22 protein-coding genes and 2 tRNA genes are annotated in these 23,951 nt (G+C 50.1%); 7 read left to right on the top strand and 17 right to left on the bottom strand.

Annotated features, from left to right (window positions below; translation table 11 throughout):
- Window position 1: 1 nt before the first annotated feature.
- The 8 genes from HMPREF9442_RS12595 to HMPREF9442_RS12560 form a co-directional block, all read right to left on the bottom strand.
- The gene (locus HMPREF9442_RS12595; protein WP_008629204.1) at window positions 2-556 is read right to left on the bottom strand and encodes a HEAT-like fold family protein; all 555 of its coding nucleotides are present in this window, start codon (window positions 554-556) and stop codon (window positions 2-4) included.
- Window positions 550-1,107, bottom strand: coding sequence for an NUDIX hydrolase (locus tag HMPREF9442_RS12590; RefSeq protein ID WP_008629202.1), 558 nt, complete (start codon window positions 1,105-1,107; stop codon window positions 550-552). Before HMPREF9442_RS12590 ends, HMPREF9442_RS12595 begins: the two co-directional genes overlap by 7 nt.
- Window positions 1,108-1,194: 87 nt before the next feature.
- Window positions 1,195-2,682, bottom strand: coding sequence for a UxaA family hydrolase (locus tag HMPREF9442_RS12585; protein WP_008629200.1), 1,488 nt, complete (start codon window positions 2,680-2,682; stop codon window positions 1,195-1,197).
- A gap of 9 nt (window positions 2,683-2,691) precedes the next feature.
- Window positions 2,692-4,137 (bottom strand): tagaturonate reductase, encoded by a 1,446-nt coding sequence (locus HMPREF9442_RS12580; protein WP_008629198.1) that lies wholly within the window; start codon window positions 4,135-4,137, stop codon window positions 2,692-2,694.
- A gap of 32 nt (window positions 4,138-4,169) precedes the next feature.
- Window positions 4,170-6,788 (bottom strand): glycoside hydrolase family 2 protein, encoded by a 2,619-nt coding sequence (locus tag HMPREF9442_RS12575; protein ID WP_008629196.1) that lies wholly within the window; start codon window positions 6,786-6,788, stop codon window positions 4,170-4,172.
- A gap of 31 nt (window positions 6,789-6,819) precedes the next feature.
- Complete coding sequence (locus HMPREF9442_RS12570; protein ID WP_008629194.1) at window positions 6,820-7,836, bottom strand: zinc-binding alcohol dehydrogenase family protein; 1,017 nt, start codon at window positions 7,834-7,836, stop codon at window positions 6,820-6,822.
- The gene (locus tag HMPREF9442_RS12565; protein ID WP_008629185.1) at window positions 7,833-8,756 is read right to left on the bottom strand and encodes an amidohydrolase family protein; all 924 of its coding nucleotides are present in this window, start codon (window positions 8,754-8,756) and stop codon (window positions 7,833-7,835) included. The genes HMPREF9442_RS12570 and HMPREF9442_RS12565 overlap by 4 nt, the downstream gene beginning before the upstream one ends.
- A 12-nt stretch (window positions 8,757-8,768) precedes the next feature.
- Window positions 8,769-9,701 (bottom strand): aldo/keto reductase, encoded by a 933-nt coding sequence (locus HMPREF9442_RS12560; RefSeq protein ID WP_008629182.1) that lies wholly within the window; start codon window positions 9,699-9,701, stop codon window positions 8,769-8,771.
- Window positions 9,702-9,925: 224 nt separating this feature from the next.
- Here HMPREF9442_RS12560 and HMPREF9442_RS12555 point away from each other — a divergent pair, with 224 nt between their 5' ends.
- Window positions 9,926-10,840: an AraC family transcriptional regulator gene (locus HMPREF9442_RS12555; RefSeq protein WP_040603123.1), complete on the top strand. Its 915-nt coding sequence runs from the start codon at window positions 9,926-9,928 to the stop codon at window positions 10,838-10,840.
- Between the two features lie 45 nt (window positions 10,841-10,885).
- Here HMPREF9442_RS12555 and HMPREF9442_RS16305 read toward each other — a convergent pair.
- Window positions 10,886-10,956 (bottom strand) — tRNA-Cys (locus HMPREF9442_RS16305).
- A gap of 21 nt (window positions 10,957-10,977) precedes the next feature.
- A tRNA-Cys gene (locus HMPREF9442_RS16300) sits at window positions 10,978-11,048 on the bottom strand.
- A 465-nt stretch (window positions 11,049-11,513) separates the two neighbouring features.
- On the opposite strand from HMPREF9442_RS16300, the gene tilS reads away from it, so the two are divergent.
- Window positions 11,514-12,866, top strand: a complete 1,353-nt coding sequence (gene tilS / locus HMPREF9442_RS12545) for a tRNA lysidine(34) synthetase TilS (protein ID WP_008629172.1) — start codon at window positions 11,514-11,516, stop codon at window positions 12,864-12,866.
- 33 nt (window positions 12,867-12,899) lie between these two features.
- A complete protein-coding gene (locus HMPREF9442_RS12540; protein WP_008629171.1) occupies window positions 12,900-13,787 on the top strand; it encodes a glycosyltransferase family 2 protein in 888 nt (295 codons plus the stop codon).
- A 74-nt stretch (window positions 13,788-13,861) separates the two neighbouring features.
- On the opposite strand, the gene glyA is transcribed toward HMPREF9442_RS12540, so the two are convergent.
- From glyA to pyrB, 4 genes are read right to left on the bottom strand one after another with little or no spacing between them, the layout of a single operon-like run.
- Window positions 13,862-15,142: a serine hydroxymethyltransferase gene (glyA, locus tag HMPREF9442_RS12535; RefSeq protein WP_040603118.1), complete on the bottom strand. Its 1,281-nt coding sequence runs from the start codon at window positions 15,140-15,142 to the stop codon at window positions 13,862-13,864.
- A gap of 26 nt (window positions 15,143-15,168) precedes the next feature.
- Entirely contained in the window at window positions 15,169-15,738 is a 570-nt protein-coding gene (locus HMPREF9442_RS12530) for a flavin reductase family protein (protein WP_008629169.1), read from the bottom strand.
- An 11-nt stretch (window positions 15,739-15,749) separates the two neighbouring features.
- Window positions 15,750-16,205 carry an aspartate carbamoyltransferase regulatory subunit gene (pyrI, locus tag HMPREF9442_RS12525; protein WP_008629168.1) on the bottom strand — a complete coding sequence of 152 codons (456 nt, stop codon included), beginning with the start codon at window positions 16,203-16,205 and terminating at the stop codon, window positions 15,750-15,752.
- A 17-nt stretch (window positions 16,206-16,222) separates the two neighbouring features.
- On the bottom strand, window positions 16,223-17,170 hold the full coding sequence (pyrB, locus tag HMPREF9442_RS12520) for an aspartate carbamoyltransferase (RefSeq protein ID WP_039865552.1): 948 nt from the start codon (window positions 17,168-17,170) through the stop codon (window positions 16,223-16,225).
- A 178-nt stretch (window positions 17,171-17,348) separates the two neighbouring features.
- On the opposite strand from pyrB, the gene HMPREF9442_RS12515 reads away from it, so the two are divergent.
- Both HMPREF9442_RS12515 and HMPREF9442_RS16295 read left to right on the top strand, forming a co-directional pair.
- Entirely contained in the window at window positions 17,349-19,676 is a 2,328-nt protein-coding gene (locus tag HMPREF9442_RS12515; protein ID WP_008629165.1) for a transglycosylase domain-containing protein, read from the top strand.
- Window positions 19,648-19,908, top strand: a complete 261-nt coding sequence (locus HMPREF9442_RS16295) for a hypothetical protein (RefSeq protein ID WP_008629163.1) — start codon at window positions 19,648-19,650, stop codon at window positions 19,906-19,908. Before HMPREF9442_RS12515 ends, HMPREF9442_RS16295 begins: the two co-directional genes overlap by 29 nt.
- Before the next feature lie 380 nt (window positions 19,909-20,288).
- On the opposite strand, the gene HMPREF9442_RS12505 is transcribed toward HMPREF9442_RS16295, so the two are convergent.
- Genes HMPREF9442_RS12505 through HMPREF9442_RS12495 form a run of 3 tightly spaced genes read right to left on the bottom strand, consistent with a single transcriptional unit; the run spans window position 20,289 to window position 21,949 of the window.
- Window positions 20,289-20,825, bottom strand: a complete 537-nt coding sequence (locus tag HMPREF9442_RS12505; protein ID WP_008629160.1) for a GNAT family N-acetyltransferase — start codon at window positions 20,823-20,825, stop codon at window positions 20,289-20,291.
- Window positions 20,822-21,526 carry an SIMPL domain-containing protein gene (locus HMPREF9442_RS12500; RefSeq protein ID WP_172604642.1) on the bottom strand — a complete coding sequence of 235 codons (705 nt, stop codon included), beginning with the start codon at window positions 21,524-21,526 and terminating at the stop codon, window positions 20,822-20,824. Before HMPREF9442_RS12500 ends, HMPREF9442_RS12505 begins: the two co-directional genes overlap by 4 nt.
- 48 nt (window positions 21,527-21,574) lie before the next feature.
- On the bottom strand, window positions 21,575-21,949 hold the full coding sequence (locus tag HMPREF9442_RS12495; protein ID WP_008629157.1) for a 2-amino-4-hydroxy-6-hydroxymethyldihydropteridine diphosphokinase: 375 nt from the start codon (window positions 21,947-21,949) through the stop codon (window positions 21,575-21,577).
- Window positions 21,950-22,042: 93 nt separating this feature from the next.
- Here HMPREF9442_RS12495 and kdsB point away from each other — a divergent pair, with 93 nt between their 5' ends.
- Together kdsB and HMPREF9442_RS12485 are read left to right on the top strand one after the other, a co-directional pair.
- Entirely contained in the window at window positions 22,043-22,801 is a 759-nt protein-coding gene (gene kdsB, locus HMPREF9442_RS12490) for a 3-deoxy-manno-octulosonate cytidylyltransferase (RefSeq protein WP_008629156.1), read from the top strand.
- 26 nt (window positions 22,802-22,827) lie between these two features.
- Window positions 22,828-23,943 (top strand): MORN repeat-containing protein, encoded by a 1,116-nt coding sequence (locus HMPREF9442_RS12485; protein WP_008629155.1) that lies wholly within the window; start codon window positions 22,828-22,830, stop codon window positions 23,941-23,943.
- The last annotated feature ends 8 nt before the right edge of the window (window positions 23,944-23,951 follow it).

The raw sequence follows: 23,951 nt of genomic DNA, 5'->3' as shown, positions 1-23,951 counted from the left end.
CTTATCCTCGTTTTTGGGAAACAATACCAACCATGACACGACAGCGCACACTGCGCAATGAGGGCGGAAGAAGATCCGGTTCCATGATTTCGAGATTTGACTTCAATTCGTCCAGCAACTCTGGATGGGGGAGGCATAATTTATAGGCCAGTTTCATACAAAGTGCACGGACGCTATAGGGATACCGGGAAGAAGACATGCCGATAAGGCAATAGTCCAAGAAATCCGTACGGAACGGGTGGGGGAGCACAGAACGGGAAATGAGCGTGAGCAACAGGCGGCGGAGCGTTTCGCTCCGGGTATCCATGGCACGTTCCATCCACGTGTCCACGTAGTGCGGCGGGAGGCTTGGCAAAAGGTCGGTATCCGCATACGTGAAGATCCATGCAGCATTTTCCGCCATGCGGCTGTCGCCATCCGCCATGATACGGTACAGCGTGTCGCGGAACATGCCATCGTATGCCAAGCATTTTCCACAGGCGCGGACTTCCCGCATAGGAAGGCGACCGGACAGCATGTCCTGCCATTCGGAAGCGGATGAAGCCTGACCTACCATAGATGGTGCTCTGCAAAATAACGCCATAACGGAGCGAGCATCAACGCCTGCTTGATTTCGTTGTGCTGCAAGAGGCTGCGCACTTCGTCCACGGTCAGGAAATGCACGCTGATGTCCTCGGTGGCTTCCCGGTGGGGAGCCGACATGCGTTTCACTCCCCGTGCCACAAAACAATGGCATTGGTTGTTCATGGAAGACGTATTGGGCGAAATGGTCATCAAGTGCGCCCATACCCCGTCGCCGAATCCCGTCTCTTCGTGCAACTCCCTTTGGGCAGACTCCAACGGCGTTTCCCCTTCTTCGCACACCCCGGCACATATCTCATAACCGGTCCACTGCAATCCATGACGGTATTGCCTTTCCATGATAAATTTTCCATCTTCGGTCAAGGCTATCACATTGACCCAATCCGGATACTCCAACACGTAGTATTCGTCATTTTCCACGCCATTGGGAAGCCTCACCTTGTCGCGCCGGGCAGTCAGCCAGGGGCGACGGATGAGGTATTCACTCTCCAAAACCGTCCATTGTTTATCTTTGTCGTCCGTCATATCAAGCTATTTACTACGCAAAGGTAAGTCTTTTCTTTAAAGAAAAGCTTCCGGAAAGCGAAAATCTTCCGGAAGCATAATTCCGGTTTACAGGGTAACGCCGGACTTGAAAATAGCAATTTCGTGATAACCGTTCTCTTCGTTCAACGTCTGCCGCCCACTGGCCACGTCGAGGACGAAAGACGTGAAGCGTTCCAATACGAGTGGCATGGGTTCTCCTTCCAGTAACGTGCCGGCATTGAAATCTATCCAATTAGACTTTTTCTCCGCCAATCCGGTGTGGGACGAAATCTTCACGGTGGGCACAAACGTACCGAAAGGCGTGCCGCGTCCGGTCGTGAACAGCACGATATGGCATCCGGAGGCCGCCAAAGCGGTACTGGCCACAAGGTCGTTGCCGGGAGCACTCAGCAAATTCAGTCCCGGAGAAGACAAGGTTTCTCCATATTCCAACACGTCGCACACGGCAGTCGTCCCGGATTTCTGCGTACATCCCAATGACTTTTCTTCCAAGGTGGAAATCCCCCCGGCCTTGTTTCCCGGCGAGGGGTTCTCGAAGACCGGTTGCCCGTGGCTGATGAAATAGTCCTTGAAACCATTGATGAGCGAGACGGTCTTCCGGAAAACCGCCGCATCCTTGCAACGCGCCATCAAAAGCGTTTCGGCACCGAACATTTCAGGCACCTCTGTAAGCACCGTGGTGCCCCCTTGTGCCACGAGGTAGTCTGAGAAACATCCTAAAAGCGGATTGGCCGTAATGCCGGAAAAGCCGTCGGAACCTCCGCATTTGAGTCCTATTTTCAGTTTCCCCATCGGCACTTCCGTCCGGCTGTCTCCCACCATCCGGGCATATAAATCCCGGAGAATCGTCATCCCGCTCTCCATCTCGTCCTCCTCGTGTTGGCAGACCATAAAGCGTATGCGCTCCGTGTCATAGTCTCCAAGTAAGGCACGGAATGCGTCGGGCTGGTTGTTTTCGCAACCCAAGCCGATTATCAACACGCCGCCGGCATTGGGATGGAGTGCCATGTCGCGCAGGATGAGGCGCGTATGCTCGTGGTCGTCTCCTAATTGCGAACACCCGTAATTATGCGTGTAAGCCCTGATGCCGTCTATTCCTTCGGCACGGGTTTCCTTTTCGAGCATCCGCGCCAAACGTTCGGCCACGCCGTTGACGCATCCCACAGTGGGGATAATCCATAATTCGTTACGGATGCCCACTTCACCGTTCCGGCGTGCATACCCCGAGAAAGTCTGCAGTCGGTCGGGGCGGTAACACGGGATGTGTACAGGTCGGTACTGGTAATCCGATATCCCCTTCAGGTTGGTACGCAACATCCGCTCGTTCACCCACCGGCCTGGCTCTATCGTTTCCGTGGCATGCCCGATGGGGCTGCCATACTTGATAACGTCCTGTCCGGCGGCAATATGGGCGAACGAGACTTTATGGCCGGCCGGAACCTGCTCCCTCACCTTGACAATCGTGCTCCCGTATGTGATGCTTTCTCCCTCCTCCAACGGTTGCAAAGCCACGGCCACATTGTCCGCCGGATGAATGATAATATATTTCAACATAAAGAAATCCTATGAATCCAACATGTGTTTCAGTGCCTCCCGCATGCCCTGTAAGCGGATGTCTTTCAGGTAACGTGCCAAGAGTCCGCCCAATCCGGGTATCCGGTTCAAATCTTCACCCCACCAATCCGTACGTTCCAACACGCCAGTGGCCACCTTTTGCTCGTCGCCGTCCTGCCACAAGCAGGCCACGTGTGCCATGATGTCGGGGGAGTCGGACGGGACAATCGGAGTACCATCCTCGCGGCTGCCACCTTTATAATAAATAATCAGGGCTGCCAGGCCGAACACGATTCCGGACGGGAGCGTGCCTTTGCGCCTGAGGTATTCTTTCAGTCCCGGCAAATCTCGCGTGGCGAACTTAGGGAAGGCGTTCAGCATGATGGACGTGACCTGATGGTCTACAAACGGGTTGGTAAACCGTTCCATCACGCTGTTGGCAAACGTCCGGAGTTCTTCCTGTGGCAAGTCTATCGTCTCGATGAGTTCGTCGAACATCACTTTGTGGATATACCGCCCCACGTCCGGGTCTTGGCAGGCATCACGCACGATGTCTACTCCGGAAAGATATGCCACGGGGGAGAGTAGCGTATGAGGCCCGTTCAGCAAGGTCACCTTTCTCCGGTGGTAAGGTTCTTCGTCGGGCACAAAACGTACGTTCAGGCCGCATTCCGCAGCCGGAAACTCCTGCGCCACATTTTCCGGAGCTTCGATGACCCAAAGGTGGAATGCCTCGCCCTGTACGACGAGCTGGTCTTTGTATTGCAGCCTTTCCTGAATCTCTTCGATGTGCTTACGGGGAAAGCCCGGCACGATACGGTCCACCAACGTGGCATACACGCCGCATGCCCCTTCGAACCATGCCGCAAAATCCTCGCCAAGCTGCCAGAGGTCGATATATTGTCGGATGATTCTTTTCAGATGATGCCCGTTCTGGAAAATCAACTCGCAGGGAAAAATAAGCAGCCCCTTGCTTTTGTCGCCACGGAAATGACGGAAACGATGGTAGAGCAGTTGCGTCAGTTTTCCGGGGTAAGAGGCAGCCGGACGGTCGTCGAGCCTGCAAGCCGGATCGAATGCGATGCCGGCCTCGGTCGTATTGGAAACGACAAAACGAATTTCCGGTTGCTCGGCCAGTTTCATATACTCGTCAAAGTGGCTATAGGGGTTAAGCGCACGGCTGATGACATCTATCAGGCGGTATGAGTTTACCACCTGCCCGTTTTCAAGCCCTTGCAGGTTGACGTGGTAAAGGCCATCCTGCCGGTTGAGCACATCCACCATGCCCTTTTCGATAGGTTGCACCACGACCACGCTGCCGTTAAAGTTACTGCGCTCATTCATATTTGATATAATCCAATCCACGAAAGCGCGCAGGAAATTGCCTTCGCCAAACTGTATGATTCTCTCTGGCCTTTCACTCTTGGAGGCCGTTGTTTTATTCAATTCCAACATAGATACATTTATTTAATTGACCTGTATTTCTCTTATTCCAAAACAATCCCTTTCACAATCACTTCCGTCAATGCAGCCTTGTCGTTTTCCAAAAAACGGATACGGACAAAACGGCCGGTAGGGACTTCCTCAGAGAATGACAACAACAGGTTCTGTTCCGCCTGCGTATTCTGACTCTTGTCACAGAGTACTTCCCATGTGTTGTTATCATGTGATGCCTCCACTATATAGCGGCGAGCCGCTTCATCGGGGAAATGCAGTTGGATTTCCTTTAATTGCAAGCCCTTTTCCGTATTCACTGTCCAGAAAGGCGATTTATCCTCCGCTGAAGCCTTCCAATAAGTCCGAATATTTCCATCGGAAGCCATGCCGGGAGTATGTTCATTTGCGTTGCTGCTGGTAATAGTAGGATTGTTTCGCCCGAAAGTTTGTATAACCTCCGTCTTCCCCTCACGTACATAACGTTTATAGGGACGTTCTACTATCGGAGTTACTCCTTCTTTATATTCCTCACCACCCTTAAACGTAATCGTAATCCGTGCCGGTTCCAAACCTTCGGACGTGGCTTCTACTATAGTTTTGCCTGCATAGTAGGAACGCATGGCGATAGCGGCTTGCCCATCCATGATGCGGATGTCGCTGTCAGCCTCAAAACGGATGGAACGTCCTGTTGGGAACTCACCCGGACCAGATACAATACGCAATTCCACGTCGGGCGACTGGCTGACCCATTTGCCCGAAACGTCACATACCGTAACCAACAACTGTACATCGTCCGTGCCGTCCGTTTTTACAATCGTACCACTAGCTTCCAATTTCAGTTTTGCAGCCGCACTATCTATCGGCCATTCCGGTGGAGCAATACCTGCATATTCATTGCGATACCAGTACCAGTAACGTTTTGGAATGCGGAAATAATCGATAATGCCCAACTTGGCCATCATGCTTCCGGCTATGCTGCCGTGGTCAAAAGCACACCAACTAACTTGTCCGCTGCGCCAAGGATACCCTTTCCACCCTTCATTCTGCTTTATGCATCCCCACTTCGCGTTATATTCTCCAGGGCGGTCTGACGAGATTTCGGAACCATATTCGGAAACAATGTTGGGAATGCCCGGATTTTGGAAGTCAGGAATAATGGCCCCGTCACCATTATAGCCTGCCACATCTCCGATATGGTCAATGCGTCCTTCCCCGATAGGACGTTGGGCGCCTCCAATGGCTGCTAGACGTGTCGGATCTAACTGATGAACTCGATTTACCATTTTCCGCAACAATCCGCGCATGCCATCCATAGCCTCCGGGGCGGTGAAGAAGGCTTCATTACACACACTCCACGCCACAATGGACGGATGGTTACGGTGAATGCGTATCATCTCCTCTAATTGCAGCAAGGCACTTTCTTCGAATGCAGCCGTATGAGTTTTATCCACCGGATAGGCACTACTACTCCATGAACCGTCCTCTCCATATCCACCTATGCCCCAAAAAGGAGCTTCCGACCAGAACAGAAGACCCAGTTCATCGCAAGCCTGAACAAAAAACGGAGCATGTGGATAATGTGAGCCACGGATAAAGTTAAATCCGGCCTCCTTTACCATCGCCACATCCCGCCGGGCGGCACTTTCCGTCACAGCGTCTCCCCAACCGGCCTGATCTTGATGCACATTGGCACCTTGAATAACCAAGCGATTACCGTTTAGAAAGAAACCTTTGTCGGCTGTCCATTTGAGCCATCGGAAACCAAACGGAGTTTCCATACAGTCCAGTAACTCATCATCTTTATAGAGCGAACTAACCGCTTTGTACAGGATAGGGGTCTGAGGTGTCCACAGTTTAGGTTCCTGAATCGGTTCTGTCTGTTGCATCCACACCTTACACTCGTTAGCGGCCAATCTTCCCGTGGTTTCCGTTACCGCCACTTCTTCTCCCCATTCATTGAGAATACGCGTTTCCAAGCGGTAGGTTCCTGATTCATCGCTGTCATTACACAATTCCGTTTCAATTTTTACCGATGAGCTTTTTCCATCCTGTTCCTCCAACTCCGGAGTGGTTACAAACGTACCATACCAAGCAATGTGTACGGGAGTTTTTTTCACTAACCGTACATTGCGATAAATACCTCCACTGAATACATGTTCGCCTGCCCGGGGGGCTACATCCGGTTGCCATAAATTATTTACCCGAACCGCTACCATGTTATCACCAACCTTTGCACAATCAGAGATATTTATTGAGAAGCCCGTATATCCTCCCACATGCCTGCCTGCTAATTTCCCGTTAACAAAAACTTCCGCATCTTGGAACACACCGTCAAACTCCAAGAAGAGCTTTTTCGTCAAATCCTTTTCATCCAGTTGCAAATGTTTCCGATACCACCCATACCCCACATAGAAATCTTTTGCCATAAAGTAGGGTATGCTGAAAGAATGAGGAATACCAATGTTTTCCCAACAGCTGTCATCATAATCTACTTGTTCAGCTCCTGTGTAATCGCCTTGGGCGTACTTCCAAGTATTATTGATGTTGGTTGTTTCGCGGGGAGTCTCACTGAGAATTGTACAAGCTGTTTGAAAGCACAGTACATGTACTAGCAAACAAATGATACAAATGGTTCTCATTATATATAATTGAATATTTCTTTTATACATAAATCCAACATTTAGATGAATGTAAATCTTTTTAAAACTTCACCAAGATTCGGAAAACCTTAGACGGTTCATCCGCCCACTGCTGTAATGCTTTCCCGGCTTGTTCAAGGGAGACCTCACGGGTAACGAGCTTGTCCACCGGGCAGCGTCCTTGTTGCAAATAACGGACCACGGCGCGAAAATCTTCCGGTAATGCGTTTCTCGAACCACGTATGTCCAACTCCTTCTGCACGAACAACTTCGTCTGGAAAGAAACATCGCTTTTGGCATATCCGATGTACACTACACGTCCGGTGAAGGATACTTCCTGAACGGCCATGACGTATGTCGGCGCACTGCCCACAGCCTCAATCACTACGTCCGGGCCTAAGCCTCCGGTGTATTCCATCAGCCGGGCATGCACGTCCTCCGTTTTGGAATTGAGAAGGCAGGTAGCCCCCAAGGAACGCGCCACCTCAAGCTTTTCGTCATCCAAATCCACGGCAATTACCTTTGCCCCTCTCAGGGCTGCACGGACAATAGCCCCCAAGCCAATCATGCCGCAGCCGATGACCATGACCGTGTCTATGTCCGTAATTTGAGCACGCGACACGGCATGGAAGCCCACGCTCATGGGTTCCACTAAAGCACAGTCGCGGGCGGAAAGCCCGTCGGCCGTTACGACTTTCTGCCAAGGCACGGCCACGAATTCCGTCATGGTGCCATCCCGTTGTACGCCAAAAGTCTCGTTATGTTCACAAGCATTGACTCGCCCGTTACGGCAAGAGGCACACTTGCCGCAATTCGTGTAAGGATTGACGGTGACATTCTGTCCCGGGCGCAGAAAGTCGGGGACATCCGTGCCCACAGCTTCTATCGTAGCGCCCACTTCATGGCCGGGGATGACAGGCATCCGTACCATCGGGTTCCGCCCCAAATAGGTGTTGAGGTCTGAGCCGCAGAAACCCACATAACGGATACGTAACAATACTTCGCCCGTCCGGCAGGCAGGCGCTTCTATTTCCTTTAAAGCCGTATGAAGCGGCGATATAATCTGAAATGCTTTCATTCTGACATGTTTTTAATATAAGGTAATACGGGCAAGGCACCGAAGCCGTAGAAAGTTTTTGCATTGCCTCCCAAGAACAGGGATTTTTCCTCATCGCTCAGCTCATTGCTCTTTACAACAAAGTCGTAGGACATGCGATAGGTTATCGCCGTGATGGTGCGCGGATAGTCCGATCCCCACATCAATTTTTCCATCCCGACGAGTCCGGCAGCTTCTCGGATGGCACGCACGGCTCCTTTGAAAGGATAAAACTCATCGTTGAAAAGCCATGTGATGCCACCGGACTCTATGAATACGTTGGGATAACGTGCCAATTTGATTTGTTCCATCCAACCGGGAAAAGTCACCATCCCGAAATGTCCGATGGCAATCTTCAGATCCGGGCATTCCGTAATCACGTCTCTCAACTCCTCCACTTGGGTGTCGCCTTCCAACATGTCTATCGACAGGATGATCCGGTGTCCCTCCATGAGGTGGAACATGGCCATCATTTCGTCGCCGTTCAACGGAATCCTGCCTGTGGACAAAACCAAGCGGTTGGCCGGAACCTTGATGGCCTTGAATCCTTTCCCTATCAGTTCATTGGCCTGCACCAGAAATCCCGGTTTGCGGAACTCGCACAAACCGCATACCAAAAAGCGATTCGGGTAACGGGCCTGTACGTCCATCAGGTAATCGTTCTGTATGCCGTCGATATATTCTTGTGTGACCACGGCGGCACTGACTTGTGCATAGTCCATGTTGGAGAGGAACACTTCAGCAGTGTTTCTTCCGTCCGTCATAAAAGGCGGGAGCATTTGCCGGACTTCTCCCATGAAAAGCGATTTGCCTCCCGAGAGGGTGCGGATGGGCAGCCCGTCGACTTCGGTATCTTGTCTGAGCCATAAATGGGAATGGGCATCAATGATTGTATATTCCATCTCTTTCCGGTTTTATGTGTTTTTCCACGTTACACGTTGTTGGTCTCCGATGATTTCTTTCACTTTAGCTACCAAATCCCAATCTATCGGCTCCTCGATATATTGTATATTCTTGAGCACGTTGTCCGGATTGGCAGAACTGAAAAGGGTGGTACCAATACGAGGATTGCTGACCGAAAACTGAATCGCTAACTTTTCTATAGGATAACCCTGTGACAGACAATAGTCCGAGGCTTTGCGGCAAGCTTCGACCAATGCAGCCGGAGCCGGATGCCATTCCGGTACACCACGCTGCGACAACAACCCCATAGAGAATGGAGATGCGTTGATGACTCCGATTCCTTTTGCCTCGAAGTAATCCAAGAAATCGGCTAACCGGTCATCGTTTAACGAATAATGGCAAAAATTGAGCACGCTTTCCACTGTCCCCTCCGGCACACGGTCGATGACCCATTTCAGGTTTTCGAGCTGCAGGTCGGTGATTCCTACATGGCCAACGAGTCCTTTCTCCCGTAGTTCCACCAATGTCGGCAAGGTCTCGTTTATTACTTGGGAAAGATCTGCAAACTCTATGTCATGCACATTAATAAGGTCGATGTAGTCCACATGCAGCCGTTCCATGCTTTCAAAAACGCTTTCCAGAGTCCTTTGAGCGGAATAGTCCCAAAGGTTCACCCCATTTGCACCGTAACGTCCGACTTTGGTAGACAAGAGGAACGATTCCCGCGGCAATTCCGTCAGAGCCCCTCCCAATACCGTCTCGGCTTTCGTGTGACCGTAATAAGGCGACACGTCGATGAAGGTCATACCATGTTCTATCGCCGTAAATACGGCACGAATCGCTTCTGCTTCGCTGACAGAGCGAAACACACCTCCCAATGAAGAGGCACCAAAACTCAATACGGGCACTTTCATTCCCGTTTTTCCTAAATATGAATATTTCATAATAGAATCTTTTTTATTGATGTCATTTCTTTCATCATGTTGTTTGCACCATAAATAGCTTATGCAAAAGTAGGTGAAAACATATTGTTCTTATTGGACTTTATAGCCTTTAATAAGAACAATATCGGCTAAATCTTATAGGACAAAACTGTTTTATGATAATTTAACTGTTGGGGGGCAAAATAATGAATATTATTACCATCTTTGAATTCATTTTATACGCCATGGAATTTAACATAGACAATTTTCACCCTTTTGTCCTTAATGTGGGACTGGCCCTGCATAATGCAGATTGGAATTGGAAAAACGTGAGCAGCCCTTTTGCTCGCCTTTATTATGTCATAGAAGGTACGGCCAAAGTCATATTGCCCGACCATACCGTGCAGCTTCGCGAAGGGCACATGTACTTTATTCCCGCATTTACTACGCACAGTTATGAATGCACCTCATCTTTTGCCCATTACTATGCCCACATTTATGAAGACCCTCAGGCCAAAAGCTTGTTCTTGGAAGATTGGATCCTGCCGGAGGAAATCCAGGCCGGTTCCCTTGAACGTTCTATCTTCCAGGAACTATACTCCTTGAATCCGACGATGAAGTTGAGCAAATCCGATCCCACTACTTATGACAACAGTTCCACATTGGCATCCAACTTATTAAAGAACAAACAGAGGCCGCTTTATAACAAAATGATTTCGCGCGGTATTGTCTACCAATTGCTTGCCCCCTTTTTCAGAACGGCTCATATTAAATCCGTGGTGACGGACGACCGGATAAGAAAAGCCATCACCTATATCCGCAATCACATTTCGGACGACCTCTGCATCGACAAAGTGGCAGAAACATTATGTGTATCTAAAAACTACTTTATCCGTATCTTCAAAAAGGAAACGGGAACGACTCCTGCCAATTTCATCATTCAACGCAAAATAGAAAAAGCTCAGTTATTGCTTGTCACGAACGACCTTCCGGTAAAACAAACTTCCTATCTGGTCGGTTTCGAGGACTTCTCTTATTTCAACAGGGTTTTCAAGAAGATTACCGGCATGACACCTAACGAATACCGCAGGAAAGCCAAATCGCAATCGGCAACTGACGGAAAATACAACCCCCATGAAAAGAACCCGAATTTGGAATAGGGAATACAAAAAGCCGTTTCTACTTGAAACGGCTTTCTTGTCAAGAGGTTCCCAGCAGATTCGAACTGCTGTGGACGGTTTTGCAGACCGCTACCTAACCACTCGGTCAGGGAACCAACATCTTCGCATCTCGGAAGAGGTTCCCAGCAGATTCGAACTGCTGTGGACGGTTTTGCAGACCGCTACCTAACCACTCGGTCAGGGAACCATTTCCGTTTTGCGTTGCAAAGGTACAACTTTTTTTGAAAACCGCAATTATTTATGCGCATTTTCCTCTTTTTTGGTGCAGTTTCTCCTTTTTTCTTTCCTTGTAGGGCGTTTCAACCCCCTCAATTTACAGTCTGCCGTACAACTTGCACATGCCGACGAGTCTTCCGGATGACGTATGAACCGGTATACGCGCCTTCCCACCCAACAGAAAGCCACCACGATAATGAAATAAGCTATATATTCATGCCACATAAGTCGAACCATATAAAATGTATCGGACAAAAATAATGTAAAAACGGATAACGGAATAAGCCGTGGGGAACAAATTCCGTCTTTTTACCTTATATTATGAAAAAGAGAACAGGGAACGACAGAATAAAATACTTCTATCGCTAATTTTTAAGGCTTATTTGTTATCTTTGCATACTCCTGCAACGGGTTTGTTTGTTTTAGACAAGAGGATATGGTGAAGGAAGAATTTTTTTATGACAGTGTCATGTCGTGTATCCGGGAGCACCAGTTGGTTGGACCGGATGACAAGATACTTGTGGCCTTGAGTGGAGGAGCCGATTCCGTGGCTTTGCTATTGGTGCTGCAACAGGCCGGTTTCCATTGCGAAGCCGTGCACTGTAATTTTCATCTGCGCGGGGAGGAGTCCGACCGTGATGAGAAATTCGTGCGCGATTTATGCCGTTCACGGTCCATACGTTTGCATACGAAAGATTTCGACACGGCGGCGTACGCCCGTCAAAAAGGTATCAGCATAGAAATGGCCGCACGTGAATTGCGTTATGGATATTTTGAAGAGCTTCGTGCAGACTGGCGGTTTGATAAAATTGCTGTGGCACACCATCGTGACGACAACGTGGAAACACTGTTGTTGCATCTGGTCCGCGGCACGGGGCTGAAAGGCTTGACGGGCATGCGCTACCATAACGGTTATGTCATACGCCCGATGTTGGACACGAACCGGAAAGAAATCGAACGATATTTGGCCGGGAAAGGACAGCCTTACGTCACGGACAGCACGAACCTGGAAACGGAAGCCGTCCGTAACAAAATCCGTCTGGAGTTCTTGCCGATGCTGAAAACCGTGAACCCGTCCATCCTCGACACCTTACAAGGCACGATACGCCATCTGGAAGATGCCTATACCTTATATAATATGGCCGTAGAGGATTTGAAGGCGCGTATATGCCGGAATGACCGTATCGACATACAAGCCTTGAAGGCTGTTCCTGCCGCACGCACCGTGCTCTTTGAACTGCTGTCCGCGTACGGTTTCAACAGCGTTCAGGCGGAAGAGGTTTTCGACCACTTAGATGGTTGTTCCGGAAAAGTTTATGAAAGCCATGAATGGCGGTTGCTTCGGGACCGAAAAACGCTTGTGCTTAGCCGTAAAGACGAACAATACAAGTGTTTGTGCCATGTCCTTCCATTGGAAGGATGTGTGAAAGTAACACAAGACCTTACCTTCCTCATTCGCAGGGTGCATTATGACCGGCATTTTACGATACCTCGAAGCAAGGATACGGTGTGCCTGGACCTGGACAAAATAGAATATCCCATAACGGTAAGGCTCGTGCAAGAAGGGGACCGTTTTGTCCCTTTCGGCATGACGGGGCAGAAATTGGTAAGCGACTACCTGACAAACTGCCAGAAAAACCTGTTTGAAAAAGAAAGGCAGTTAGTCGTATGTAGCGGAGAGCACATCGCTTGGTTGGTCAACGAACGGAGCGACAACCGTTTCCGGATAGATGACAAGACGAACCATGTACTCATCATACAATGCCAAAGAACCCCGCAGGCCTCATAAAGTTTTGAAAACCGAAATACCATAAAACAGAATATGCTTTCCATTTTGATTCCGGCGTATAACTACGTGTGCGTTAAATTGGTGACCGACCTGCAACAACAGGCTGAAAGATTGGAATGCCCTTACGAAATATTAGTGGCTGACGATGCTTCGGAGGAAGCCTTTAAGCGTGAAAACCGTAAAATCAACGGCATTCCCGGCTGTAAATATATCGAATTACAAGAAAACGTGGGTCGTTCGCGTATCCGCAATATCTTGGGGCACCTCGCCCGATATGACTACCTTATTTTTATGGATTGTGATGCGTCGGTGGTCGGTAGCGACTTCCTGTCCCGGTACATGGCTGTGCGTAATGCGGCTGAAGTCGTTTACGGAGGCTTGGTGCATCCGGAACAGCTTCCGTCACCAGAGGTTTCTTTAGCGTATCTTTACGAAAAAAACGCCGAACCTCACTTCACTGCCGAAAAACGGGCTTTGCACCCCTACAAAGTCTTCCGCACGTTTAATTTCATGATTCTCCGCGAAACGTTCCTCAAACATCCTTTTGATGAAACCATCACGCACTACGGGCATGAAGACACTTTATTCGGATTGGCATTAAAAAAAGAAGGCATCAAAATCCTGCATATCGACAATCCTTTGATGAACTGTGGCTTAGATACGAACCTCAACGTGTTGCGAAAGACGGAGGAGTCATTACGGACGCTCTATGTGCACCGCAAGAAGTTGGAGGGGTCTTCGGAGATGCTGCGCCTGTACGGCATTCTCCAACGATTGCATCTTGTTTCTTTTGTATTCCTGTTGTTTCGCCTGTGCGAACCGATGTTACGACGGAACTTGTATGGCAGGCATCCCAACCTGTATTTCTTTGCCTTTTATAAAATAGGCTATTATTGCAACTTTGCTAAGGGAGGGAAATAAAAAAAGAACCGGACTCCATAAGGGTTACAGGAGTCCGGTTCTTTTTCAGTCTTATTCCCGACAATTCGTATTTCTTAATAAGCAAACAAAGGATAACCTGCCATCACTTCGTTCACCTGCTTGCGCACATCGGCAATGACATTCTCATCTTCCGGCGCATTCAATACCTTTTCTATCAACTCGGCAACCAGTACCATCAAATCTTCTTTTGCCCCACGTGTCGTAATGGCCGGCGTACCTAAACGGATGCCGGAAGTCTGGAACGCACTGCGGCTGTCGAACGGCACCATGTTCTTGTTCACCGTAATGTCGGCTGCTACCAAGGCTTTTTCGGCCACCTTGCCCGTCAAGTCGGGATATTTGCTACGCAAGTCCACCAACATGGAGTGGTTGTCTGTTCCGCCACTTACGATGTCGAAACCGCGTTTCATCAGTTCATCGGCCAAAACCTTGGCATTCTTCTGTACCTGTTTAGCCCATTCCTTGAATTCGGGTTGCAACGCCTCGTTGAAAGCCACGGCCTTGGCGGCAATCACATGCTCCAACGGGCCACCCTGGATACCGGGGAAAACGGCACTGTTGAGCAGTTGGCTCATTTTCTTCACCTCGCCTTTCGGAGTCTTCAATCCCCAAGGGTTGTCGAAGTCTTTACCCATCAGGATGATACCCCCGCGCGGACCTCTTAATGTCTTGTGGGTGGTAGAAGTCACGATATGGGCATACTTTACCGGATTCTCCAACAGTCCGGCTGCAATCAAACCGGCCGGATGTGCCATGTCTACCATGAATATGGCACCAACCTTGTCGGCAATCTCACGCATGCGGGCATAATCCCACTCGCGGCTGTAAGCCGAACCGCCGCCGATAATCATTTTCGGGCGATGTTCAAGAGCCAGTTTCTCCATCTCGTCGTAATCCACACGGCCGGTTTCCTTGTTGAGGTTGTAACCGATGGCATGGTAGAGGATACCGGAAGTATTCACAGCCGAACCATGGGACAAATGGCCTCCGTGGTCCAGATTCAAGCCCATGAAGGTGTCACCCGGCTTCAGGCATGCCAAAAATACCGCAGCATTGGCCTGCGCTCCCGAGTGGGGCTGCACATTGGCGTACTCGGCACCGAACAGTTTGCATACCCGTTCGATGGCCAAGCTCTCCACTTCGTCCACCACCTGGCAGCCTCCGTAGTACCTCTTTCCCGGATATCCCTCGGCGTACTTGTTCGTCAGCCAAGACCCCATGGCTTTCATCACTTCGTCGCTCACGAAATTCTCCGATGCGATGAGTTCGATTCCTTTGAGCTGCCGTTGGTGCTCTTTTTCAATCAAATCAAATACTGTTGTGTCTGTTTTCATTTTTATTGACTTTAAATAATTGGATTTCATTCTTTCTTTTTCTCCACGCTCCAACCGAATTTACCGATTTTCCTGCCCAAGCCATAGTAAGCCCCGTGGAGGTAAACCAAAGGGTGACTGGCGTCCAGGCTCCATTTCCCGCTCTGCTCGTCCAAATAACGCTCATCGGCTTTCACATTCAGTACTTCCGCGATGAACATGTCATGCGACCCTAAAGATACAACCTCTTTCACACGGCACTCTATGTTCAACGGCGATTCCTCCACGATGGGGGCTGCCACCATGCGGGCCTTTCCCGGAGTGAGCTTCATTTCCTCGAATTTACGGTAATCGCGCCCCGAACGCACGCCGCACCAATCCGTGGCGTACGCCATGTCTTCGGTAGTCAGGTTGAGGACAAACTCCATGCTTTGCTTGATAAGCGCGTAAGAATGCCGTTCCGGTCGTACGGAGATGTAGCACATGGCCGGATTGGTGCAAATGGTTCCTGCCCACGCCACGGTGAACAAATTATAATCCTCCGGCGTGCTGCCACAACTGACCAACAAGGCGGGCAGGGGATAAATCATAGTTCCGGGTTTCCAGTCTTGCTTCATAGCCGAAAGGGTTACACCAGTTTAACGTGGTCCAAATCCACCTCTTTATTACAATAATGGCAACGAAGCACACCTTCCTTGCCCGGTACGGCATGAAAATATGTTTTCATCGGTTCGTTGTTCGTAATGCACTTGGGATTGGCACACTTCACGATACCTTTCAGTTCTTCGGGCAAAACGACTTCCTTTTTCTCCACGACCTCATAGTCCTTTATAATACATAAGGTCACGTTCGGGCTCACCACGGCCAACTGGTTCAGTTCTTCGTCCGAGAAAAACTTGCCCGCAATTTTGATGATGCTCTTATGTCCCATTTTCTTGCTCTTCAAGTTGTAGCCCACAGTAATGGAAGTCTTCATCTGTTCGAGGTGGAGCAGGTTGACCACCTCAAAGAGCTTGCTAGATGGAATGTGGTCTATCACCGTACCGCTTTCAAGCGCGGCCACCAAAAGTTCTTGTCTCTTCATTGTATGCTTACGGTATTTTAGTCAATAATCGTCCGGTCGTTCATCACATCGTCCAAGGTCAGCCCCAAGGCGTCGCATATCAAAGCCTGCCGCGCAAACAGGCCGTTGTGGGCCTGCTCGAAATAATAAGCGTGCGGGTCGTCGTCGATGGCGTACTCGATTTCGTTCACGCGGGGGAGCGGATGCAAGATACGCATATTGTCCTTGGCTTTCTTCAACATGGAAAGTTTGAGCAGATAGAGGTCCTTCACCCGTTCATACTCCATCAGGTCGGTAAACCGCTCCTTTTGTACACGGGTCATGTAGAGAATGTCCGCCCCGGCAATGGTATCGGCGGTAAAGTCCGTGTGTTCCACATATTTTATATGATGAATGTCGCAATACTGCTTGTACACGTCCGGCATCTTCAGCTCTTCGGGGGCAATGAAATGAAACGTAGGGTTGAAATGACGCATGGCCATCAGCAAAGAGTGTACAGTGCGTCCGTATTTCAAATCACCAACCATATAAATTTGCAAGTTGTCAAGCGTGCCTTGCGTCTTATAAATGGAATAAAGGTCCAACATGGTCTGCGAAGGATGTTGGTTGGCCCCGTCGCCCGCATTGATAATGGGCACCGGAGACACCTCGGAAGCATAACGGGCCGCCCCCTCCAGATAATGCCGCATGACAATCAAATCGGCATAATTGCTTACCATCATGATGGTGTCTTTCAGGGTTTCGCCCTTGGTGGAACTGGTCACTTTCGGGTCGGTAAACCCTATGACGCGCGCTCCCAAACGGTTAGCTGCCGTTTCAAAACTCAACCGTGTCCTCGTAGACGGTTCAAAAAACAAAGTAGCCACGACTTTACCCTCCAACAGCTTGCGGTTGGTATGTTTCTCAAATTCTCCGGCCATTCTGAGCAGATACATGATCTTTTCCTTGGAATGGTCTGCAATAGTTACCAAACTCCTGTTTTCCATTTCGGATTTCTTTTTGCTTATATATAGAATTTCTTCAGCTTTCAAAGTTACATAAAAAAAGTGGAACGAGAGAGGAGTGCGCATCATTTCGTTAACTTTTCCACAAATAAACAGCCTATTATAAAGTTTATTTGTAATTTTGCACTTTGCCACTTTGATAAATGAAAGAAAAAGATTTATGAGGAAGAAGTTTGTAATCACTTTGTGGGTGATTTTGTTTCTTTGCGTCAGTGCAGTTTCCTTGGCTTTTTACGCCATCTGGCACGGATGGATTGGATACATGCCGAACTTATATCAATTAGAAAACCCCGTCAACAAATACGCGTCACAGGCCGTTTCGGCCGACGGCAAACTTCTGGGTACCTGGTCGTACAGCCGGGCCAACCGTATTTTCGTGGGCTTCGACGACCTTTCCCCTTGGTTGGTCAAGGCGTTAGTGGCCACGGAAGACGAGCGCTTTTATGATCATTCGGGCATCGACTACCGTGCTTTGGCGCGGGCCGTGGTAAAGCGTGGTATCCTTGGGCAAAGCAATGCCGGGGGAGGAAGTACCATTACGCAGCAACTGGCCAAACAACTTTATAGCGACGTGGCGCAGAGCACGATGGAGCGTGCCTTGCAGAAACCCATAGAGTGGGTGATTGCAGTCAAGTTGGAACGGTACTATACCAAGGAGGAAATCATCACCATGTACCTCAACTATTTCGACTTCCTGCATAATGCCGTGGGCATCAAGACGGCATCCCGCACATACTTCAACAAAGAACCGCAGAACCTTTCGGTATGTGAGGCGGCGACGCTTATCGGCATGTGCAAAAACCCGTCTTATTTCAATCCGGTGCGGAAACCGGAACGTTGCCGTGAGCGGCGCAACGTGGTACTGGACCAGATGGTCAAGGCCGGTTATTTGAGCAAGGCAGATGCCGAGCTGCACAAGTTGGAACCCATCGGGCTGCGTTTCCACCGCGTGGACCACAAAGAAGGACTGGCCACTTACCTGCGCGAACGGCTGCGCACGATGTTGATGGCCAAAGAACCCGACCGAAGCGATTATGCTTCATGGCAAGACCAAAAGTATTATGAGGATTCGTTGGCATGGGAAACCGACCCTTTATACGGGTGGTGCAACAAGAACCGGAAAAAGGACGGTACGCCTTATAACCTATATACGGACGGCCTGAAAATCTACACCACCATCGACTCACGCATGCAACAATATGCGGAAGAAAGCGTGGAAGAGCATGTGGCCGGTTACCTGCAGCCCATCTTCGACAAAGAAAAACGTCACCAGACGACACGTCCGTTCTCCAACCAACTTTCTACTAAGGAGGTGGAAAAAATCATGCGCCGTTCGATGGAACAAAGCGAGCGCTATATCACCATGAAGAAAAACGGAGCTAGCGAAGAAGACATCAAAAAGTCGTTCAACACGCCACAAGAAATGACCGTTTTCTCTTACCACGGCGAAGTGGATACCATCATGACACCAATGGATTCCATCCGCTATTACAAAAGTTTCCTGCGTGCAGGATTCATGTGCATGGACACCCGCACGGGATACGTGAAAGCCTACGTGGGCGGACCGGATTACCGCTATTTCCAATACGACATGGCCGGAGTGGGCCGACGCCAGGTCGGGTCTACCGTCAAACCATTCCTCTATACGCTAGCCATGGAAAACGGCATGTCGCCCTGCGACCTTGCGCCGAACGTGCAACAGACGTATATCGTGGCCGGAAAGCCTTGGACTCCCCGCAACGGTAGCCGCTCCCGATACGGGGAAATGGTTACGTTGAAATGGGGACTGGCCCAGTCTAACAACTGGATTTCTGCCTACCTGATGAGCCGCCTCAGTCCGTCGGCTTTGGTACGGCTGATTCACGAGTTCGGCGTGCTCAACCGCGACATCCATCCTTCCATGTCGCTGTGCCTCGGTCCTTGTGAAATCTCCGTGGCAGAGATGGTCAGTTCATATACCGCCTTTGCCAACCGCGGCATCCGCACGGCTCCCCTTTTCGTGTCGCGGATAGAAGACAACGAAGGGAATGTGGTAGGGGAGTTCCAACCCCGCATGACGGAAGTCATCAGCGAGGAAAGCGCTTATAAAATGATTATCATGCTGCAAGGCGTAATGAACGGAGGTACGGGCGGACGCATGCGTTTCCGTTACCATGTCAACGCAGACATGGGAGGCAAGACGGGAACCACCAACCGGAACTCCGACGGTTGGTTCGTATGCTTCACGCCATCGCTTTCCGCCGGTTGTTGGGTGGGCGGCGAAGACCGCGACATCCATTTCAACAGCATGACGTACGGGCAGGGAGCCTCTTCGGCTTTGCCCGTCTGCGCCTATTTCTTCCAAAAGGTATATAAAGACAAAGACTTGGGATATTCCCCCGACGAGAAGTTCAGCATTCCCGAAGGGTTCGACCCTTGCCAGGACACCATCCTGACAGAAGAGGCACCGGTGGAGGAATATGGCGGCATCGACGAGGTTTTTGAATAAGCCATGGCATGCGGACAAAGTGTCACCAAAAACCTTAAAAAAGAAGCATAAAGTCATTCCTAAAGACGCAAATCATGAAGACGGCCCCGAAGGCGAAGCATGGAAAAAAGCTTCCCTTTCGGGGCCGTCCGATTATGATGCCGTTGTCAGAGAGGCGACAACCGGAGTTTTTTTCGTTTTTTCGTGGCAAGAATCAAATCATTCTGCGCCAAACGGAAAATCGTTCGGCTGAAAGCGATTTTTCACTTGGCGCAGATTGGAAAACGCACGTCCGAATATCAAAGCGAAGACCTGCTCCACGGCCTTTTTTACCGGCTTTTCCTGCGCATGGCGAATTTATTAGCTCTTATTCGTCCGACAAGGGCACCGCGACATCCTGTACCCGGAAAGTCCCAACCAACTTACGCGGAACGGCTCACCATACGGCAGGGCGCACCGCCGGACCCACCCAAATGACAGGCACTACCGCGTTTGTCCTTTCTTTTTGAATCTGGCGAAAGCCGCGAGAATCGCTTAAAATCTTCGGAGGCTTGCCCTGCTCCCATACACGCGATTCTCACGGGTTCGGATTTGACATTCTGACAATATGACAAAATGAATGGCAGTCCCCCTTCACTCCATAAACGCTTCCGGATAGCATACCATACCCTGTGTGCCGCGCAACCCTCCGGCCACCAACTCGGCGGCCATACAACATTCCGCCGGGACATCAAAAGGAAATGCTATTCCATAGTCCGAAGCTTTCCTGTATCCGAAACGGGGATAAAACCCTTCATGCCCCAACACGACGGCCGACTTGTAGCCCAACCGGGCGGCCCGTGCATGCAGTTCCCGAATCAAGGCACTGCCTATGCCCATGGATTGCCTGTCCGGCCGTACGGCTACGGGAGCCAGCGCCAAGGATTCCGCCTCCAGTTTTCCCGAACGAATCGACACACGGGTCATCAGGCCGTAGCCGACCACGCCGCCGTCCCCGTCGGCCACCAAAGAAAGTTCCGGAACAAATGCGGGGGAATGCCGAAGCCGCCCCACCAGAAACTGTTCGCGATGGTCGCTCTCCTCCATGTCCCGGAAGGCTTCTTCCACCAACTTGAAAACTTGCGGATAGTCTTTCTCCGTCTCTTGCCTGATTTCGTAGTCCGTTTTCATTTGTCTAAAATTTCAAAACGAACCGACATGGAATAATGGTTCTTAATCGTTCGAAAACCATCGAAGGAAGCCGCGTCGGAAGAACTTACGTTGCTTTGTGCCGTGAACATGGGAGAAAGGCCGTTGTTTCCATTTTCAATGATGCGTTCCACTCCTCCAAGTTTTTGGCCCAATGCCTCAACCAAATAAGCGGCTTTCTTCCGGGCGGCCATCAAGGCGGCTATTTTCCCTTTTTGATGGTAAAGCTGCATGTCTTTGTTCTTCAACTCACCGATGCGCATCGTATGGATGCCTTTGGTGTCCACATGCCGGACAATGCGGTCGATTTGCTTGAAGTCGGTCAGCGTGAGGTCAAACCGCTTGGAAACGAGGAACTCCCGTCCGCTCTCGCGCCAATAGTCACCGATTTCCTGTGTGCGCACGGCTTCGTCCGGGACACCGGCTTCCCGGAGTGTTTTCCGCACCCCTTCCTCTATCCGGGCCAAGGGTACCTTCGTACGGTAATCTTCCTCTTTGGATTTGCCGTCGAATTCTTCGGCAAAATATTCCTTGATTTCGATGATGTAATGTATCTCATCCGGTACGATTTCCACCTCGGAAGTACCGGTCACTTCAATGTAACGCCCTTCGTCAGTAACGGCCTGCACCACGCCCCATGCCCAACCGGCCAGGAGCAGCATGAATAAAAGTCTTGTTCTCATACGCTTTTTTGTTTTTATGATTTGAAATATACGTAGGCATTCCGTCCTTCAGGAAAAGGCCAGTTCCGCTACCCCCTCGCGGACATAACCCCGCTGCCAGTCCTCCGGTTTGAGTAATTCCCCGTCGTAACACAGCAGGTCGATGTCTATTTTCACGATGCCTCGCGACTTATCCTCCGGTGTACGCCCGTGGTCACGTTCTATCTTTTTCAGGCATTCGCGGACTTGCGATGCCGTGAGCGGAGTAGTAAAACAAGCCACCTGATTGTAAAACATGCGGGGCGAATCGAAGGCCACAGGGGCAGTCCGCACCAAGCGACTGAACACGATGCCGGGAAACGACATGCGCAAGTCGGACTGCGCTGCCAAAAGCCGTGCCGCCGTGCATTCATTGCTGCCCAATCCTATGAAACATTTCTTCATCCGTTCTTTTTATCCACAAAAATAGGGAGTTTTACCCTCCCTTACAAAATCTTTTTGTATTTTTGTATGGTATACTTTATTAATAGCTAAAAAATGAATTACATAGGGATTATTCCGGCACGATATGCTTCCACGAGATTTCCGGGCAAGCCTTTGGCCATGTTGGGCGGCAAGACTGTCATCCAACGGGTGTACGAGCAAGTGTCCGGCGCGGTGGACGATGTGCTCGTGGCCACCGACGACGAACGGATTCTCAAGGCTGTAGAAGGATTCGGCGGCAAGGCCGTCATGACCCGCGCAGACCACAAGAGCGGCACGGACCGCTGCTATGAGGCTTACGTATCGCAGGGCAAACCATACGACGTGGTCGTCAACATCCAGGGCGACGAACCTTTCATCCAACCGCAGCAGTTGGATGCCATAAAGGCTTGTTTTGAAGACCCGCAAACGGAAATCGCCACCTTAGTGAAACCTTTCACGTCGGCTGACGGTTGGGGCGCCTTGGAAAACGTCAACTCGCCCAAAGTGGTGGTCAACCGCCGGATGCAGGCCCTTTATTTCAGCCGTTCCATCATTCCTTACCAACGCAACAAGGATAAAACGGAGTGGCTGAAGGGGCATGTGTATTACAAGCATATCGGCTTGTATGCTTACAAGGCCGATGTGTTGAAAGAACTCACCTCCCTGCCGCAATCACCGTTGGAGTTGGCCGAATCGTTGGAACAATTACGGTGGTTGGAAAACGGTTACACCATCAAGGTGGGCACCAGTGAAATAGAAACCATCGGCATCGACACGCCGGCCGACCTCGAAGCGGCCGAAGCTTTCCTGAAGAACAGGAGCAAACGATAACACATTCAAATATATACAATACGGCAATGGGATTGAAACACAAACTCTTCGGCATAGTTTTGTTATGGCCTGCCCTGCAAGGCTACGCCCAAGAAATCAAAATAGGAAATTATACTTTTAAAGACGGTGCGGAATACCAGGGGGAACTGTTCAAAGGCAAACCCTACGGCAAAGGCATTACCCACTTCAAAAACGGGGACTCTTACGAAGGCGAATACGTGAAAGGCAAACGCCAAGGATACGGCGTGTATAAATTCCCTGACGGAGAAAAATACGAAGGCGAATGGTTTCAAGACCAACAACACGGGCATGGCATATATTATTTCATGAACAACAATAAATACGAAGGCTTGTGGTTCCGCGACTTCCAACAGGGACAAGGCACCATGTACTATTACAACGGAGACGTGTATAAAGGTAATTGGGAAGCCGACAAGCGGGAAGGTTACGGGGAATATAAATACGCCAACGGGGCATTCTACCGGGGAGAATGGAGCAATGACCAAAAAAACGGCAAAGGCATCTTCGACTGGAACGACGGTTCATGGTACGACGGCATGTGGAAAGACAACCAACGCAACGGCAAAGGTACGTTCAACTATGCCGACGGGGACAAATATACCGGAGAATGGGTGGACGACGTGCAGCACGGGAAGGGAGTGTACAAATTCCACAATGGCGACCAATATGAAGGCGGTTACGTACAGGGCGAACGTACCGGTGAAGGCATTTTCACTTTTGCCAACGGCAACAAGTACGTCGGCCAGTTCAAGAACGGATTCCAAGACGGTAAAGGCACGTTCACGTGGCACAACGGCGCATCGTACACCGGCATGTGGAAAGCCAACAAACGCGACGGACAGGGAAAATACGTGTGGAGCAACGGCGACACCTACGAAGGGAACTGGAAAGACGGACAAATGGACGGGGAAGGCATCTTGCGTATGACAGACGGCTCGAAGTTCAAGGGAATGTTCAAGAACGGAGAGAAGAACGGCCCCGGCATCATGGAGGATGAAAACGGTATGCGCTTCGAAGGAAACTTCAAGGACAATGAGAAAGACGGCCCTTTCGTGATGAAAGACAAGGACGGCAATATAGTCCAAAAAGGAGAGTACAGCCACGGAGTGATAGTAAAATAGGAGGAACA

This window comes from Paraprevotella xylaniphila YIT 11841 (genome assembly GCF_000205165.1).
In the GTDB taxonomy this organism is placed as follows: domain Bacteria; phylum Bacteroidota; class Bacteroidia; order Bacteroidales; family Bacteroidaceae; genus Paraprevotella; species Paraprevotella xylaniphila.
This window is presented reverse-complemented; position numbering and strand designations above follow the sequence as displayed.